This window comes from Streptomyces sp. NPDC023157, assembly GCF_055560575.1.
The window spans coordinates 654,614-670,286 of record NZ_JBVHIL010000002.1 but is presented as its reverse complement, the minus strand read 5'-3'; the positions used below and the strand labels follow the sequence as shown (position 1 = coordinate 670,286).

Sequence of the window (15,673 nt, the reverse complement as noted above, 5' to 3'; positions counted from 1 at the left end):
CGGTCCCGCCCGAACAACGGCGCCACCGCGACCGACGGTCCTTGTTCCCCATTGGTACGCGACACAGAGGAGTGCGCGGTGACACCAGAACTGACCCAGCAGGAGCAGCGCCCGGCCGAACCGACCGAGCGCAAGCGCCGGACCGGAGAGCTCGGCAGCCTCGAGGTCTGGGCCCGCTCGGCCCCGATCCGGCTCGCAGGCTACGAGGACGACCTCGCCGAGCCGCACATCCTGCCCGGCATCGACTGAGCCGTACCCGTCGTACGGTCGCTCCGCCCCGTGCCCCCGGCCGCCCCGCGCGCCCGGGGGCACGCGCCCGCCCGAAGCGTCGACCCGGTCCGCGTCGGCAGCGCCCCGAAGCTCCGGCCCGGGTGTGCCTCAGCGGCGCTCCGAAGCTGCCCGGGTGTGCCCCAGTGACGCTCCGAAGCTGCCCGGTGTGCCTCAGCGGCGCTTCGACGTCTCCCTCAGCCGGATCGGCGGCAGGTACTCCCGCAGCAGCGTCCGGTGCCACCACGCCCCGGTCTCCCGCAGCTCGCGCCAGGTCGTGTACCGGTAGCGGTACAGCCGGGCGCGCACATGGGTGGGCGGCGCGTCGGGGAACGGGTTGTGGCGCAGCAGCCGCAGCGTGTCGCGGTCCCCGGTGAGCAGCCGCTCCACGAACGGCCCGAACCAGTCGCGGGCGTAGCCGGGGGAGAGCGCCGCGAACCACATCAGCCAGTCGAGCCGCAGATGGTACGGGGCGAACTGGCGCGGCAGCCGGCGCGGATCGCCCGGCTTGCCCTTGAAGCCGTACTCCCGCCACACCGTGCCCGGGTGCGGCCGCGGGTCGTCCGTGCCCTCGACGACGATCTCGTCCCGGATCCGGCCGACGGTGCCGAACGCGCCGTACGTGTTGACCAGGTGGAGCGCGTCGAAGGAGCGGTTCATCGCCTGCCTCCGGGAGAGCAGGTTGCGCACCGGGTGGCGGCTGAGCGCGAGGACCAGGGCGGTGGCGGCGCAGACGACGACCACGTACCAGAGCGGGGGGTCCGGCCGCGGGTGGGCGCCCGTGACGAGCGAGCCGTCCATCGCCGACAGGGCGAGGACGATGGTCAGCCAGTTCAGCCAGGCGAAGTTCCCGGAGAGCACCAGCCACAGCTGGGTCGCCACCATCAGACCGGCCGCGACCGTGGCGACCGGCTGCGGCGTGAACAGCAGGACCGGGACGCCGAGCTGGACGACATGGTTGGCGGCGCACTCGGCCTTGTGCAGCGGCTTCGGCAGATGGTGGAAGAACCAGCTCAGCGGGCCGGGCATCGGCTGGGTCTCGTGGTGGTGGTAGAGACAGGTGAGGTCACGCCAGCAGCGGTCGCCGCGCATCTTGATCAGCCCGGCGCCGAACTCCACCCGGAACAGCAGCCAGCGCAGCAGGAACAGCACGAGCACGGGCGGCCCGATGTCGTCGTTGCCGAGCAGGACGGCGAGGAAACCGGTCTCCAGGAGCAGCGACTCCCAGCCGAACGAGTACCAGGTCTGGCCGACGTTCACGATCGACAGGTAGAGCCCCCACAGCAGCAGCCACAGCAGCATCGAGACGGCCAGCGGCACCGCGTCTCCCGCGCCCGCCGCCATCGCGAGGGCCAGGCCCGCCCCGCCCCAGGCCACCGAGGCGAAGAGCCGGTCGGAGTAGCGCCACTGGAAGAGGCTGGGCGCGCCGCGCGCCGGCACCCGGCGCACGAACTCCGGCACGGGCAGCATCCCGCGCTCGCCGATGAGGGCCCGGAACTGGAGGGCCGCCGAGAGGAACGCGACGACGTACAGCCCGGCGAGCCCCCGCTGGAAGACGATCCGGCTCAGCCAGTAGTCGGGTGCGGTGAACCACCGCATCGTGTCCGGTGCCGCTCCCGGGAGCCGCGGCTACTCGTCGCCGGCCTTCCGCTCGCCCTCCGCCTGGGACGGGGTCGTGCGGGTCGTCTGCGGGTGGAGCTGCGCCTTCTGCTGCGCGTCCATGTCCTCTTCGAGACGTTCGCCCTCGGCCTGCGCCGGGGTCGTGTACTCGTCGTACTGGCTCATGGCCGCCTCCTTCAGGAAGCACGGATGAGTACAGGAGGAGCGTAACTCCTATCGCCCGGCGACGAGACCCGCCAGCGATCGGCCCAGGCGGCGCGCGTAGGCCAGCTGGAGCGCCCGTACGACGGGGCCGCCGAGCCGCGTGTACCAGGCGGCGGCGCGACTGAAGGCGGTCACGGTGAACCAGACCGAACCGTCCTCGCGCAGGTCGACCACGAAGGACTCCTCGCCGCACTCCGGATGCCCGGTCCGCGTCCCGTACGCGAAGCCGGTCTCGCTGTCCGTGTACGCGGTCCAGATCACCTGGCACGGGGCGGTGAAGCGGACCGGGCCGAGGCCCAGCGAGACCTCCAGGGTGACGCCGGGCTCGGCGCGGACGGCCTCGCTGGTCACCCGGGCGCCGGTCGCCCGGTGCATCCGCCAGGTGGTGACGGCCGCGCCCGCGGTCGCGTAGGCCGCGCGCCCGTGGCCGACGCGCACGGTGTGGTGCAGGTGGTGGTAGCCGGCGGGCAGCGGCCGGGTGCGGGTGGCGCCGACCTCGGGGTAGTTGGGGCCGCCCGCGGCGGGAGCGGCCGGGTGGGGCCGGGCGGCCGGGCGTGCGGCCTCGTCGGAGAGGCTGCGGAGGAGACGGGTCATGCCGGGAGCTCCGTTCGGGGAGTGGGGTGCGGGGCGGTACGGGGGATACGGGGGTTGATGGGGTTAGGGGGGTTACGGGGATCGCGGAAGTTGCGTGGGTTACGGGGGTTGCGTGGGTTACGGGAAAGGGGTCGGCGTGCGCGGGTCTCGTGGCGCTCCGGGAGTGCGCGCAGGCGGCGCCAGGCGAGGAGCGTGCAGAGGGCGAAGCCGAGCGCGTTGCCGAGGCCGTGGGTCGCGGCCATCCAGGTCAGGCTCGGGTGCGGAAGCCCGGTGGCCTCGCCGAGCGCCCAGCTGAGGGCGAGCAGCATGGTGGCGACCAGGACGGCGGCGGAGACCCCGAGCAGGGCGCGGGTGACCCGGTCCGGCGCGGTGGTGCGCAGCTCGCGCCAGGTCAGCAGGGCGACGGCCCACATGCCCGCGGTGAGGACGAGGGCTCCGGCCAGTTCGGCCCAGTCGTCGACGAAGTAGCCGAGCAGGACGAGCAGGGTGCCGAGGGGGACGCTGAGCGCGGCGAACCGGGCCGTGCGTCCGCCGGTCGTACGGCAGACGAGTCCGGCGACCAGGGCTGCCGTGAACCCGGCGAAGTGGAAGTGCGGCACGGTCAGGGCGAGGATGCCGGGCTCGAAGCCGAACAGCGTGTGGCCGCCCCGCTCGGCGACCAGGGCGAGGCCCGCGACCGAGGGGGTCACCAGGGCGGTGAGCACCGCGACCTCGGCCGGGGCGAGGGACCGGGTGACCGCGAGCCGGGCGGGCGCGTGCAGGGCGAGGGCCAGGGTGGCGAGCGCGTAGGCGCAGGCCAGCGCGGTGGCGAGCGGGGAGCGGGGGAGCCAGAGGGCGAGCACCCCGGGAGCGGCGAGCAGCGGCCAGGCCCGGCGCAGCAGGCGGAGGCCGGGCGGGCGCGGACGGACGGGGCCGGTGCGCCCGGCTTGCTCGTCGTGCCTGGCCTGCCCGGCGGGCCTGTCGGGCTCGTCGATGAGTCGGAGGCCCATCGGGACGATCACCAGCATCCCGAGCGTCACGATCAGCGCCACGAGTACGGACACGGCGGCCACACCCCCCTGTTGAACATGTTCAACCGTCTGGGGTGAGCGTAGAGCCTTGCTTGAACACGTTCAAGGGTGGGGTGGGTGACGGGCGACTCGCCGGATGGGCGTACCCGGATTGCGGGCCTCCGGGCCCTGCGGGAGACATGGAGGAACGACTCGGGGGCGAAAGGCGGGAGACCAGGTGCGCACACCCAGACAACGGCCCACACGGCCCGGTGCCGTGGCGAGCGCCGCGCTGGCCTCGGCCCTGCTGATCGCGGGCTGCTCCTCGGGCGGCACGGGGGAGGCCGGGGCGGAACAGGCCGCCGCCGCGCCCTCCCGGGAGGTGCTGCTCCAGCCGGCCGTCGCCCAGGGCCCCGACGCCTTCACCCCGTCCACCGCGCAGGAGGGCGCCCCCGAGCGCTCCGGCACGGCACCCGACGGCGTCACCGGCACCCCCGTCCCGGCCGCCCGCGAGATCGGCGGCGCCACCCCCGGCCTCTACGCGGGCACCCGCTCCGTCGCCTCCTGCAACGTCGCCCAGCAGGCCGCCCTCCTCACCGCCGAGCCGGCCAGGACCCGCTCCTTCGCCGAGGCCGCCGGCATCCCCGAGGCCGACGTCGCGGGCTGGCTGCGCGGCCTCACCCCCGTCCTGCTGCGCGCCGACACCCGCGTCACCGACCACGGCTACCGCGACGGCCGCGCCACCGCCTTCCAGACCGTCCTCCAGGCCGGAACGGCCGTCCTCGTCGACCAGTACGGCACCCCGCGCGTCCGCTGCGCCTGCGGCAACCCGCTGCGCTCCCCGGCCGCCGGGCCGGGCGCCGTGCACACCGGGAAGCCCTGGCCCGGCTACGCGCCGGACCGGGTCCTCGCCATCACCCCGACCAGCACCGTCGTCACGAGCCTGGTGATCGCCAACCTCACCGACAACACCTGGATCGAGCGGAAGGCCGCCGGATACGGCGTCCAGGACCGCAGGCCCGACGTCCTGCCGCTCTGCGACCCCGCCTCCTGCGACCCGGTCACCGCACCGGCCGCGCCGCTCCCGGACGGCCAGGCACCGCGGACGCCGGCCGACCCGCAGGCGCCCGCCGCACCCCGGACCCCCACGGACCCGCGGACGCCTGCCGACCCGCAGACCCCTGCCCGGCCCCAGGCCCCCACCACCCCGCAGTCACCCGACCACGGCACGCACCCCGCCGAACCCGTCCCCGACACGCCCTCACACGACGCCCCTTCGCACGACACCCCCTCGCCCGACGCCCCCGCCCCGGACGTGCCGACCCCCGACCTCCCGATGCCCGATGCCCCCCATGACCTGCCGCCCGACTTCCCCTCCGCCGAGCCGCCGCCCTCGTTCGAGGAACTGTTCCCGAACGACCCCGCCGCACAGCAGCCCGAGACCTTCCAGGGCTGACCGCCCCCGATCCGGTCCGGGCCACCCGGGCACCCTCCCCGATCCCGATCCGAACCCATTTCCGATCTTCGCCGTGCGCGCGGGCGGGGCTACGCCTAGCGTGGCCCCATGAACGCGGGCGACGGGGGCGGGGAGGCGGCCGAGCAGTGCCGCTGCGAAGCGGGCTCGGCGGGGACGACCTGCTGTTTTCTCCATGAGTTCGGCCAGGAATTCCGGATGGGCAGCTTCGACTGGGACCTGCTCACCGGCCGGATGACCATGGACGAGGCCGCCCTGAGCGTCTTCGACATGGACGCCGACGCCTACGACGGCGACCCCGGCAGCCTCGCCTCGCGCGTCCTGCCCGACGAGAGCCGCCGCCTCGACATGCTGGTGGCCCAGGCCCTCAAGGACGGCAGCGACCACTACGGCGCCTACTTCCGCATCCGTACCCGCTCCGGCATCCAGCGCTGGACCCACACCCAGGGCCTGGTACGGCGCGACGAGAACGGGCGCCCGTTCCGTATCGTCGGCATCGTCCGGGACGCCTCCGAGGAGCTGACCGAGTCCGCCGCCCGGCTCGGCCTCGACGAGGGGCGCCGCCAGCGCACCAGCGTCGTCGAGGGCACCACGGCGGCCCTCGCCCACGCCCGCACCGTGCAGGACATCATCGACCTGCTCAACGACTCCCAGGGCCTCGAACACTTCGGCGCGGCCAGTCTCGTCATGGGCCTCCTGGAGGCCGGGCGCATCCACCTCGTGGCCGAAGGGCCCGACGGCGCGTTCGTCCCCGGCACCCGGTTCACCCGGGTGGACGAGCCGTACCCGATGGGCGAGGTCATCCGCACCCTGCGCCCCCGCTTCATCGAGTCCCCGGAGGACTTCGCCGCCTCCTACCCGGTCCTGTGGCCGCACATCAGCGGCCTCGGCATCACCTCCGCCGCCTATCTCCCGCTCATCGCGCAGGCCCGCCCGATCGGCGCCCTCGGACTGCTCTACAGCGGCGACCGCACCGGCTTCAGCGCCGACGAACGCAACCTGCTCGTCGCCCTCGGCAGCTCCATCGCCCAGAGCCTCCAGCGCGCCATGCTCTACGAGCAGGAACACGACCTCGCCGAAGGCCTCCAGCAGGCGATGCTGCCCCGCCGCATCATCGACGTCCCCGGCACCCAGATCGCGGTCCGCTACCGCTCCGCCCGGCTCGGCCGGGACATCGGCGGCGACTGGTACGACATCATCCCGCTGCCCGGCGGCCGGGTCGGCGCCGTCATCGGCGACGTCCAGGGCCACGACACCCACGCCGCCGCCGTCATGGGACAGCTGCGGATCGTGCTCCGCGCCTACGCCGCCGAGGGACACACCCCCGCCACCGTGATGGCCCGCGCCTCCGTCTTCCTGCACGAGCTCGACACCGAGCGCTTCGCGACCTGTACGTACGCCGAGGCCGACCCCGCCACCGGCCTCGTCCAGATCGTGCGCGCCGGCCATGTCGACCCGCTCGTCCAGGACCCCGACGGCACGGCCCACCGCCTCCCCGTCGACGGCGGCCTGCCGCTCGGGCTCTCCGCCGAGTTCGCCCGGCTCGACTACCCCGTGACCACCGTCGAACTCGACCCGGGCCACACCCTCCTGCTCTACACCGACGGCCTGGTGGAGAAGCCGGGCTCCGACCTCGACGAGGGGCTCCAATGGCTCTCCTCGCTGGTCAAGCGCGGCCCGCGGGACCTCCAGGAACTCGCCGACCACCTGTGCGACGTCGTCGACGAGCGGGGCGGCGAGGACGACGTGGCCGTCCTGCTGCTGCGCCGCGAGGGCGCCCACCCGCCGCAGTCCGGCGGGCGCCTCCAGCAGCACGTCGGCCAGAACGACCCGGAGGCCCTCAGCTCGGCCCGGCACATGATCCGGGCCGCGGTACGGGCCTGGGGCGCGGGCGGCCGCTCCGACGAGATCGAACTGGTCGCCGACGAGCTGATGACCAACGCCCTCATGCACACCGACGGCGGCGCCATCGTGACCCTGCGGATGCTGCCCGGCCCCGAGCGCCGCCTCCGCGTCGAGGTCGAGGACCGCTCCAGCGCGCTGCCGCGCCGCCGCGAGGCGGGCGACTCGGGCGTCTCCGGGCGCGGGCTGCTCCTCGTGGACCGGCTCTCCGACCTGTGGGGCGTGGAGCCGCGCGGCGGCGGCAAGTGCGTGTGGTGCGAGTTCGTCACGGAGCAGCCGGAGGGCTGAGGGGGCGGGCCGCTCGGAGGGCCGAGCGCCCGGCGCCCGGGACGCCCGGGAGCCGGGCGCCGCTCCGTCGGCGGGCGTCCGCCCGTCCCGTGCGGCAGGGTGGGAGCATGCCGGAACTGCCCGAGGTCGAAGCCCTCCGCGCCTTCCTGGACGAGCATCTCGTGGGCAAGGAGATCGCCCGCGTGCTGCCCGTCGCGATCAGCGTGCTCAAGACCTACGACCCACCGCTCGGCGCCCTCGACGGGGCGCGGGTCACCGGGGTCGCCCGGCACGGCAAGTTCCTCGACATCGGCACCGAGGGCGCGGCCGGCCCGCTCCACCTGCTGGTCCATCTCGCCCGGGCCGGCTGGCTCCAGTGGAAGGACGTCCTGCCCGACGGGCCGCCGCGCCCGGGGAAGGGCCCGCTGGCCCTGCGTACCGCCCTCACCGGAGGCGACGGCTTCGACCTCACCGAGGCCGGCACCACCAAACGCCTCGCCGTCCACCTCGTCCGCGACCCCGCCGAGGTGCCCGGCGTCGCCCGCCTCGGCCCCGACCCGCTCGCCGAGGACTTCGACCTCGCCGCGTTCACCGCACTGCTCGCCGGCGAACGGCGCCAGATCAAGGGCGCGCTGCGCGACCAGAGCCTCATCGCCGGCATCGGCAACGCCTACTCCGACGAGATCCTGCACGTCGCCAAGATGTCCCCCTTCAAACCCACCCAGAACCTGACACCCGTGGATACCGCCGCTCTCTATACGGCGATGCGCGACACCCTCACCGAGGCCGTCGAGCGCTCCCACGGACTCGCCGCCGGCAAGCTCAAGGCCGAGAAGAAGAGCGGCCTGCGCGTCCACGGCCGCGCCGGCGAACCCTGCCCGGTCTGCGGGGACACCATCCGGGAGGTCTCCTTCAGCGACAGCGCCCTCCAGTACTGCCCCACCTGCCAGACCGGCGGGAAGCCGCTCGCCGACCGCCGCATGTCGAAACTCCTGAAGTAGGCGCCCAGAGGGGTGTCTAGACTCCCCGCATGCTGCGCGTACTGGCCGTCGACGACGAGGCGCCGGCCCTCGGCGAACTCCTCTACCTGCTGCGGGCCGACCCACGGGTGCGCAGTGCCGAGGGCGCGGGCGACGCCACCGAGGCGCTGCGCCGAATAGGGCGCGCCCTGGAGTCGGGCCAGGGCGGCGACGAGGGCGTCGGTGGCGTCGACGGCATCGACGGCATCGATGTCGTCTTCCTCGACATCCACATGCCCGGGCTCGGCGGCCTCGACCTCGCGCGGCTGCTCGGCGGGTTCGCCAGGCCGCCGCTCATCGTCTTCGTCACCGCCCACGAGGGCTTCGCCGTCCAGGCCTTCGACCTGGAGGCCGTCGACTACCTGCTCAAGCCCGTGCGCCGCGAACGGCTCGCCGAGGCCGTCCGCCGCGTCCACGAACTGGTGCACGCCACCGCCCAGGCGCCCGCCCCCGAGCAGATCCCCGTCGAACTCGGCGGCGTCACCCGCTTCGTCTCCGTCGACACCATCGCGTACGTCGAGGCGCGCGGCGACTACGCCCGCCTGCACACCGACCACGGCAGCCACCTCGTGCGCATCCCGCTGTCCGCCCTGGAGGAGCGCTGGGCCGCCCGCGGCTTCGTCCGCATCCACCGCAGCCATCTCGTCGCCCTCGCCCGCATCGACGAGCTCCGCCTCGACGGCGGAGCGACCTCCGTGCGGGTCGGCGACGCCGAACTCGCCGTCTCCCGCCGTCACGCCCGCCACCTGCGCGACCTCCTCATGCGGCGCGCCCCCTAGGGCGGTTCCCGCCCCCTAGGGCGGTTCCCGCCCCCTACCGGGTCCGGAGCCCTTCTGCGTACACTCCACGGGCCCAGCAGACCGTGAGAGAGCGGACGGCGATGTCCGAGCACCACCCTCCGCCCGCCCCCGGCCGGCGGGACGCCCCCCGGCCCCGGCGCGAGACCGTCACCTACGCCTCGGCCCTCGGCGGCGCCGTGCCCCGCCCGCGGCCCCAGCACGCGCCCGCCCGCTCCGAGATCAGCGAGCAGACCACCCTCGGGCACACCTACGTGCGCTCCCTGATGCGCAGCCAGCTGCGCACCGCGCTCACCGCCCTCGGCGCGCTCGTCCTGCTCGTCGGCCCGCTGCCGCTGCTGCTCGCCCTGCCCGCCCCCGAGCCCGCTGTCTGGATCGCGCTCGGCGTCGGCGTCCACCCCGTCATCTGGGCCGTCGCCCACTGGTACGTGCGCCGCGCCGAACGCAACGAACGCGACTTCACCGGCCTCGTCGAGCGGTGACCCCCGCCCCGTGAACCACAGCTACGCGGTCGCCGCCGTCACCGCCGTCGTCCTGGCCACCGTCCTCATCGGCGCCCTCGGCCTGCGCATCTCCCGCACCACCTCCGACTTCTACGTCGCCTCCCGCACCGTCGGCCCCCGCCTCAACGCGGCCGCCATCAGCGGCGAGTACCTGTCGGCCGCCTCCTTCCTCGGCATCGCCGGACTCGTCCTCGTCCAGGGCCCCGACATGCTCTGGTACCCGGTCGGCTACACCGCCGGCTACCTCGTCCTGCTGCTCCTCGTCGCCGCCCCGCTGCGCCGCTCCGGCGCGTACACCCTGTCCGACTTCGCCGAGGCCCGGCTCGAATCGCCCCAGGTCCGGCGGCTCGCCAGCCTCTTCGTCGTCGGCATCTGCTGGCTCTACCTGCTGCCCCAGCTCCAGGGCGCGGGCCTCACCCTGGAGATCCTCACGGGCGCGCCCGACTGGGTCGGCGGGCTCCTCGTCGCCCTCGTCGTCACCGGCACCGTCGCCGCGGGCGGCATGCGCAGCATCACCTTCGTCCAGGCCTTCCAGTACTGGCTCAAGCTCACCGCCCTGCTCGTCCCGGTGCTCTTCCTCGCCGCCGCCTGGTACGGGGACGGCGCCCCGCGCGCCCGCTTCGACGCCCCCGCCGTCCTCCGCGCGCACACCGCCGTCCGGGTCGCCGAGACCGTACGCGTCGAGGTCGACGCCCCGCTGACGCTCACCGTCACCGGCCGGATCGACTCCCGGACGTACGACGGTGACGGCGTCACCCTCGCCCCCGGCACCCACCGCGTGGAGGCGGGCACGGCGCTCGTCCTCCCCGAGGGCGCGCCCGTCCCGCGCCGTTCCGGCACCGGAGCCGACCCCCTCGGCTGGTCCCAGCCGCTCGCCGGAAGCCGCGACGGGCACCAGCTGTACGCCACGTACGGGCTGATCCTGGCGACCTTCCTCGGCACCATGGGCCTGCCCCACGTCGCCGTCCGCTTCTACACCAGCCCGCACGGCCGCGCCGCCCGCCGCACCACCCTCGTCGTCCTCGGGCTGGTCGGCGTCTTCTACCTGCTGCCGCCGCTGTACGGGGCGCTCGGCCGGATCTACGCCCCCGAACTCGCCCTGACCGGAGCCGCCGACGCCGCCGTGCTCGTGCTGCCGGAACGGATGCTCGGCGGGGTCCTCGGCGACCTGCTGGGCGCGCTCCTCGCGGGCGGCGCCTTCGCCGCCTTCCTGTCGACCGCCTCGGGACTGACCATGTCCGTCGCCGGTGTCCTCACCCAGGACGTGCTGCCCTCCCGGGGCGTGCGGCACTTCCGGCTCGCGACCCTACTGGCGACGGCCGTACCGCTGGGCGCGGGGACGGTCGCCTCCCAGGTGCCGGTCGCGGACGCCGTCGGCCTCGCGTTCGCCGTGTCCGCCTCCTCGTTCTGCCCGTTGCTCGTCCTCGGCATCTGGTGGCGGCGCCTCACCCCGCCGGGCGCGGTCGCCGGACTGCTCCTCGGGGGCGGCTCGGCGCTCGCCGCCGTGATGGCGACCCGGGCCGGACTGCCGCCGGCCGGCTGGCCGCACACCCTGATGGCCTGGCCGGCCGTCTGGTCGGTGCCGCTCGGCTTCCTCAGCATGGTCCTCGTCTCCCTGGCCACCCCGCGCCGCGTACCGCCCGGGACCCCGGCGATCCTGGCCCGGCTGCACCTGCCGGAGGAGTTCAGCGGCCGTCCGGAGGCCCGGGAGGCGGGCCCGAGGGCGGCGGTCCCGAAGGCCGCGCACCGGAACGGGGCCGAGCGGTGAGCGGCATCGCGTTCGCGGCGGCGGGGGCCGTCGGGGCCGTGCTGCTCGCCGTCGGGTTCGTCCTGGGCCGGAGCACCGCCCGGCGCGGCGACCGTTCCGCCGCCCCCGGGCTCGGCACCCCCGTGGAGCGGGCCACCTTCCACACCCTGCACACCGCCTCGCTCGCCGCGCCCCCGCTGCGCGCCGGGCTCACCGAGGAGACCGCCGCCCGGGCCGCCGGGCGGCTGCGCTCGCTGCTCGGCACGGAGGCGCTGTGCCTCACCGACCGTACGGCGGTGCTCGCCTGGGACGGGCCCGGCGACGGGCACCACCGCGACCGGGTCGTGGAGCTCGTCGCCGAGACCCTCGCCTCGGGCCGCAGCCGCTCCGTGCACACCGGCTGCGCCGACGACTCCTGTCCGCTGCGCTGGGCGGTCGTCGCCCCGCTCACCGGCGAGGACGGGGTGCTCGGCGCGCTCGTGGCGTACGGTTCGCGCGAGTCGGCGGTGCTGGTGCGGGCGGCCACCGAGGTGGCCCGCTGGGTCTCCGTCCAGCTCGAACTGGCCGAGCTCGACCGCTCGCGCACCCGGATCGTCGAGGCGGAGATCCGGGCCCTGCGCGCCCAGATCTCCCCGCACTTCATCTTCAACTCCCTCGCCGCCATAGCCTCGTTCGTCCGCACCGACCCGGAGCGCGCCCGTGAGCTGCTCCTGGAGTTCGCCGACTTCACCCGCTACTCGTTCCGCAGGCACGGCGAGTTCGCCCGGCTGGCCGACGAACTGCGGTCCATCGAGCAGTACTTGGCGCTCGCCGGGGCCCGCTTCGGCGAGCGGCTGACGGTGACCCTGCGGATCGCGCCCGAGGTGCTCACGGTGGCGCTGCCCTTCCTCTGCCTCCAGCCGCTGGTGGAGAACGCCGTCAAGCACGGCCTGGAGGACTCCGCCGCGGGCTGCCGGATCGTCATCGCGGCCCGTGACGCGGGCGCCGAGGCGGTCGTCACCATCGAGGACGACGGGGTGGGCATGGACCCCGAGGAGCTGCGCGCCGTCCTGCGCGGCGAGCGCCCCTCGGCCTCGGGCATCGGGCTCGGCAACGTCGACGAGCGGCTCCGCCAGGTGTACGGGCCGGAGCACGGTCTCGTCATCGAGACGGGCGTCGGCGCCGGGATGAAGGTGACGGTGCGGATCCCCAAGTACCGGCCCGGGGTGCACCCCGTGGCCTGAGCGCTCAGTGCAGGTACAGCGCGAGATGGGCGAGGGTGACGCCCAACTGCCAGGCGGGGAGCCACACCTGACGGTTCTCGTCGATCCCGGCCGCCGGTGGTACCGGGACCGGCCCGGCCACCCCCGCGAGGTCCGCCAGGTCGGCGGCGCGCAGCTCGGTCGCGCGCAACCGGCGCCAGGTGGCCCGGGCCAGGACCAGATCGGGCCCCTCGGCCGACGGTGCGGCGAGCCGATCGGCGACCCAGCCGGACCAGGGATGGTCGTGGGAGGTGCGCCACAGCCACTCCTCGACCCCGGCGCCCGCGAGGTGGACGGTCAGGGCCAGTGCCTGGACTCCGGCGCGGAACTCCAGCGATCCCGGCTCGACGAGACCGCTGGTGCGCAGCAGGTCGTCGGCGGCGTACTCGGCGCACAGCCAGTCCATGGGGACGGCGAGCCCGCCCCCGCCGGCGCCGTTCGTGCTCTCGGGCAGCAACGCTCCACCTTCTCCCGGACGTCCTCACGAGGCCCCGACGACGAGCCTCCACCAGGAAGCACGGACGCGGGGCGCACTTTGCTCAACTCGCCCGGGCGGTTCCGGATACGGCCCCCGCCGCATCGGTGCAGGTGGGAGCCGTGTGACTCGGGTGAGGTACGGGGCGGGAGCGCTCGGGGAGGTCAGCCGAGGAGCGCGTACACCGCCGTCGCGTGGGCGGCCGTCTCCTCGCTTCCCTCGGCGGTCATGGTGATGTCGGCGAACGCCATCCGCTTGCCGGACTTGGTGAGCCGGGCTCGCACCAGGACGTCGGTGCCGACCACCGCGCGCTGGAAGCTGATCGACTGCTGGACCGTGGTCATCGGGACGAAGCCGCCGCGGGAGGCGGCCACCGCGAGCACCGTCGCCGTGTCGGCGGCGGCCATCAGTGCCTGTCCGGACAGGCCGCCGCCCTCCCGGGCGAGCCGGTTGGACCAGGGGAGCCGCAGGACGGCCTCCTGGCCGTCGACGGAGGCCACGGTGAGCCCCAGATCGAGCACCCAGGGTGCGAAGTTGTCGGCGAGGATCTTTTCGGCGGAGGTCAGAGTCAGCGTCACGAGGGGCATTGTGGGGCGGTGGCCCGCGAGCGGGCAACGGGCGTGCGCCGGGGCGGCCGGTAGCCGGGCAGCCGCCGTCCCAGCAGGCGCAGCGCGTAGTGCGAGCGGGACTTGACCGTGCCGGCCGGGATGCCGAGCTCGGCGGCGGCCTCGTTGACGGTCAGGCCGTGGAAGTAGAGCCGGACGAGGACCGCGCGGTGCTCCGGGCTGAGTCCGCGCACGGCGGCCCGTACGTCGAGGGCCGCGTCGGCGGACTCGGTGGCGTCGCCCGGATCGGCGGTGACGGCGAGCGCGGAGTCGCCGATCTCGGCGGGGCGGGCGAGCCGGGAGCGGCGCGCGTCGATGGCGAGCCGCCGGGCGACGGTGAAGAGCCAGGGGCGCATGGACTCGTAGGGCGCGGCGAAGGCCTCGGGATGGAGCCAGGCCCGCACCAGGGTCTCCTGCGCCAGGTCCTCGGCGCGCTGCCGGTCGCCGTGGGTCAGTCCGAGCAGGAAGGCGAGCAGCGCCGGACCGTGCTCGGCCTGGAGCTCCTGCAGGGTCCGCTCGTCGGTGGTTGCCGTGGTCATGGGCCGTATCCGAACGCATCCGGGCGGTGAGGGACAGGGAACGGACAGCGGTCTGCGACGAACGGTCGCACCGCGCGGTGAACGGTACGGCGAACGGTCGGGCGGAACCCTTGCGTCCGATTCAGCGGGGTTTGGTGCGGTCTGCGGCAATGACCCTTGACTGGGGCCTTCGCCGACGGTGAATTCACAGGATCAGATGTTCATCCCATGAATCGGCGGAGCCGGCAGATGACCTCACGCACCCGACCCGGCGCGGCGGCCCTCGCCGCCCTCCTGCTCGCCGCGGCCACCGGCTGCGCGGCCCAGGACCGCGCCGCCGACGCCCCGGCCTCCCCGACCCGGACACCGCGCGCTCCCGCGGCGCCGGGGGGAGCGTCCGCCCCGGCCGGTTTCACCCTCGTCGCCTCCGGCGACGTCCTGCCGCACGACTCCATCATCCGCCAGGCCGCCGCCGACGCGGGCGGCGCCGGCTACGACTTCCGCCCCATGCTCGCGGGCGTGAAGTCCGTCGTCTCCCGTGCCGACCTGGCGATCTGCCACATGGAGACCGTGTACGGGGAGGACGGCGGCCCCTACACCGGCTACCCGGCCTTCAAGTCGCCGCCCGAGGTCGCCGCCGCCCTCAAGGAGACCGGCTACGACTCCTGCTCCACCGCCTCCAACCACACCCTCGACGACGGCGCCGCCGGACTGCGCCGCACCCTCGACGCCCTCGACAAGGCGGGCGTACGGCACGCCGGATCGGCCCGCACCGCCGAGGAGGCGGCCAGGCCCGCCCTGCTCAAGGCCGGCGGCGCCACCGTGGCCCAGCTGGCCTACACGTACGACACCAACGGCTATCCGCTGCCCGAGGGGCAGCCCTGGGCCGTCAACCTGATCGACGAGCAGAAGATCGTCGCCGACGCCCGGGCCGCCCGCAGGGCCGGCGCCGACGTCGTGGTCGTCTCCCTCCACTGGGGCACCGAGTGGCAGACCGCCCCCGACGACCGCCAGCTCACCCTCGGCCGCTCCCTCACCGCCGCACGGACCGGCGGCCGCCCCGACATCGACCTCGTCCTCGGCACGCACGCCCACATCCCGCAGGCGTACGAGAAGGTCAACGGCACCTGGATCGTCTATGGCATGGGCGACCAGATCGCCGGCGACATGGTCAACTACGAGGGCGCCTACGACAAGCGCGGCAACCAGGGCACCCTGGCCCGCTTCACCTTCACCCCGCCGGCCACCCCCGGCGCGCGCTGGGAGGTCTCCCGGGCCGAGTTCGTCCCGCAGTTCTTCGACACCGCCCGCGGCCGGGTCGTGAACCTCAACGCGGCCCTCCGCGAGGGCGAGGAGCAGTACACCGAGCCGCGCGACGCCATCCGCGAGGTCGTCCTCGGCCGCGGCGCCGCCCGCGACGGCCTCGTGATGGGGGAGTGAGCCCCGGCGCA

16 protein-coding genes are annotated in these 15,673 nt (G+C 74.7%); 9 read left to right on the top strand and 7 right to left on the bottom strand.

What is annotated here, in order from left to right; all coding sequences use genetic code 11:
• The first annotated feature begins 78 nt into the window (after positions 1-78).
• Positions 79-249: a hypothetical protein gene (locus ACZ3ZE_RS08660; RefSeq protein WP_361173077.1), complete on the top strand. Its 171-nt coding sequence runs from the start codon at positions 79-81 to the stop codon at positions 247-249.
• 192 nt (positions 250-441) lie between these two features.
• Here the strand turns inward: ACZ3ZE_RS08660 and ACZ3ZE_RS08655 are convergent, their stop codons facing one another.
• From ACZ3ZE_RS08655 to ACZ3ZE_RS08640, 4 genes are read right to left on the bottom strand one after another with little or no spacing between them, the layout of a single operon-like run.
• Entirely contained in the window at positions 442-1,866 is a 1,425-nt protein-coding gene (locus ACZ3ZE_RS08655; protein ID WP_467258073.1) for a lipase maturation factor family protein, read from the bottom strand.
• Positions 1,867-1,896: 30 nt separating this feature from the next.
• A complete protein-coding gene (locus ACZ3ZE_RS08650) occupies positions 1,897-2,052 on the bottom strand; it encodes a hypothetical protein (protein WP_361173083.1) in 156 nt (51 codons plus the stop codon).
• 48 nt (positions 2,053-2,100) lie between these two features.
• Complete coding sequence (locus ACZ3ZE_RS08645) at positions 2,101-2,685, bottom strand: DUF1990 family protein (RefSeq protein ID WP_361173086.1); 585 nt, start codon at positions 2,683-2,685, stop codon at positions 2,101-2,103.
• On the bottom strand, positions 2,682-3,728 hold the full coding sequence (locus tag ACZ3ZE_RS08640; protein WP_467258070.1) for a YndJ family protein: 1,047 nt from the start codon (positions 3,726-3,728) through the stop codon (positions 2,682-2,684). The genes ACZ3ZE_RS08645 and ACZ3ZE_RS08640 overlap by 4 nt, the downstream gene beginning before the upstream one ends.
• A gap of 223 nt (positions 3,729-3,951) precedes the next feature.
• Between ACZ3ZE_RS08640 and ACZ3ZE_RS08635 the strand changes: the two genes are divergently transcribed.
• From ACZ3ZE_RS08635 to ACZ3ZE_RS08605, 7 genes are all read left to right on the top strand, one after another.
• Entirely contained in the window at positions 3,952-5,130 is a 1,179-nt protein-coding gene (locus ACZ3ZE_RS08635; RefSeq protein ID WP_467258068.1) for a DUF6777 domain-containing protein, read from the top strand.
• 216 nt (positions 5,131-5,346) lie between these two features.
• Positions 5,347-7,338, top strand: coding sequence for a SpoIIE family protein phosphatase (locus tag ACZ3ZE_RS08630; protein ID WP_442305714.1), 1,992 nt, complete (start codon positions 5,347-5,349; stop codon positions 7,336-7,338).
• Between the two features lie 107 nt (positions 7,339-7,445).
• Positions 7,446-8,318, top strand: coding sequence for an Fpg/Nei family DNA glycosylase (locus ACZ3ZE_RS08625; RefSeq protein ID WP_361173098.1), 873 nt, complete (start codon positions 7,446-7,448; stop codon positions 8,316-8,318).
• 29 nt (positions 8,319-8,347) lie between these two features.
• Positions 8,348-9,115, top strand: a complete 768-nt coding sequence (locus ACZ3ZE_RS08620; protein ID WP_467258065.1) for a LytR/AlgR family response regulator transcription factor — start codon at positions 8,348-8,350, stop codon at positions 9,113-9,115.
• 101 nt (positions 9,116-9,216) lie between these two features.
• Positions 9,217-9,615 (top strand): DUF485 domain-containing protein, encoded by a 399-nt coding sequence (locus ACZ3ZE_RS08615; protein WP_361173105.1) that lies wholly within the window; start codon positions 9,217-9,219, stop codon positions 9,613-9,615.
• A gap of 10 nt (positions 9,616-9,625) precedes the next feature.
• The gene (locus ACZ3ZE_RS08610; RefSeq protein ID WP_467258062.1) at positions 9,626-11,404 is read left to right on the top strand and encodes a sodium/solute symporter; all 1,779 of its coding nucleotides are present in this window, start codon (positions 9,626-9,628) and stop codon (positions 11,402-11,404) included.
• Positions 11,401-12,606, top strand: coding sequence for a histidine kinase (locus ACZ3ZE_RS08605; RefSeq protein ID WP_467258060.1), 1,206 nt, complete (start codon positions 11,401-11,403; stop codon positions 12,604-12,606). Before ACZ3ZE_RS08610 ends, ACZ3ZE_RS08605 begins: the two co-directional genes overlap by 4 nt.
• A 4-nt stretch (positions 12,607-12,610) precedes the next feature.
• Here ACZ3ZE_RS08605 and ACZ3ZE_RS08600 read toward each other — a convergent pair whose 3' ends face one another.
• The 3 genes from ACZ3ZE_RS08600 to ACZ3ZE_RS08590 form a co-directional block, all read right to left on the bottom strand.
• Entirely contained in the window at positions 12,611-13,081 is a 471-nt protein-coding gene (locus ACZ3ZE_RS08600) for a hypothetical protein (protein WP_361621704.1), read from the bottom strand.
• A gap of 182 nt (positions 13,082-13,263) precedes the next feature.
• Positions 13,264-13,686 carry a PaaI family thioesterase gene (locus ACZ3ZE_RS08595; RefSeq protein WP_467258057.1) on the bottom strand — a complete coding sequence of 141 codons (423 nt, stop codon included), beginning with the start codon at positions 13,684-13,686 and terminating at the stop codon, positions 13,264-13,266.
• Positions 13,674-14,243: a sigma-70 family RNA polymerase sigma factor gene (locus ACZ3ZE_RS08590; RefSeq protein WP_361173120.1), complete on the bottom strand. Its 570-nt coding sequence runs from the start codon at positions 14,241-14,243 to the stop codon at positions 13,674-13,676. Before ACZ3ZE_RS08590 ends, ACZ3ZE_RS08595 begins: the two co-directional genes overlap by 13 nt.
• A 228-nt stretch (positions 14,244-14,471) precedes the next feature.
• Here ACZ3ZE_RS08590 and ACZ3ZE_RS08585 point away from each other — a divergent pair, with 228 nt between their 5' ends.
• The gene (locus ACZ3ZE_RS08585) at positions 14,472-15,662 is read left to right on the top strand and encodes a CapA family protein (protein WP_467258055.1); all 1,191 of its coding nucleotides are present in this window, start codon (positions 14,472-14,474) and stop codon (positions 15,660-15,662) included.
• The last annotated feature ends 11 nt before the right edge of the window (positions 15,663-15,673 follow it).

Excerpts from the sequence above, each read along its gene's own strand:
- ACZ3ZE_RS08625 (WP_361173098.1), top strand. The coding sequence starts at position 7,446 with ATGCCGGAACTGCCCGAGGTCGAAGCCCTCCGCGCCTTCCTGGACGAG.
- ACZ3ZE_RS08615 (WP_361173105.1), top strand. The coding sequence starts at position 9,217 with ATGTCCGAGCACCACCCTCCGCCCGCCCCCGGCCGGCGGGACGCCCCC.
- ACZ3ZE_RS08590 (WP_361173120.1), bottom strand. The coding sequence starts at position 14,243 with ATGACCACGGCAACCACCGACGAGCGGACCCTGCAGGAGCTCCAGGCC.
- ACZ3ZE_RS08645 (WP_361173086.1), bottom strand. The coding sequence starts at position 2,685 with ATGACCCGTCTCCTCCGCAGCCTCTCCGACGAGGCCGCACGCCCGGCC.
- ACZ3ZE_RS08595 (WP_467258057.1), bottom strand. The coding sequence starts at position 13,686 with ATGCCCCTCGTGACGCTGACTCTGACCTCCGCCGAAAAGATCCTCGCC.
- ACZ3ZE_RS08585 (WP_467258055.1), top strand. The coding sequence starts at position 14,472 with ATGACCTCACGCACCCGACCCGGCGCGGCGGCCCTCGCCGCCCTCCTG.
- ACZ3ZE_RS08630 (WP_442305714.1), top strand. The coding sequence starts at position 5,347 with ATGGGCAGCTTCGACTGGGACCTGCTCACCGGCCGGATGACCATGGAC.
- ACZ3ZE_RS08620 (WP_467258065.1), top strand. The coding sequence starts at position 8,348 with ATGCTGCGCGTACTGGCCGTCGACGACGAGGCGCCGGCCCTCGGCGAA.
- ACZ3ZE_RS08655 (WP_467258073.1), bottom strand. The coding sequence starts at position 1,866 with ATGCGGTGGTTCACCGCACCCGACTACTGGCTGAGCCGGATCGTCTTC.
- ACZ3ZE_RS08650 (WP_361173083.1), bottom strand. The coding sequence starts at position 2,052 with ATGAGCCAGTACGACGAGTACACGACCCCGGCGCAGGCCGAGGGCGAA.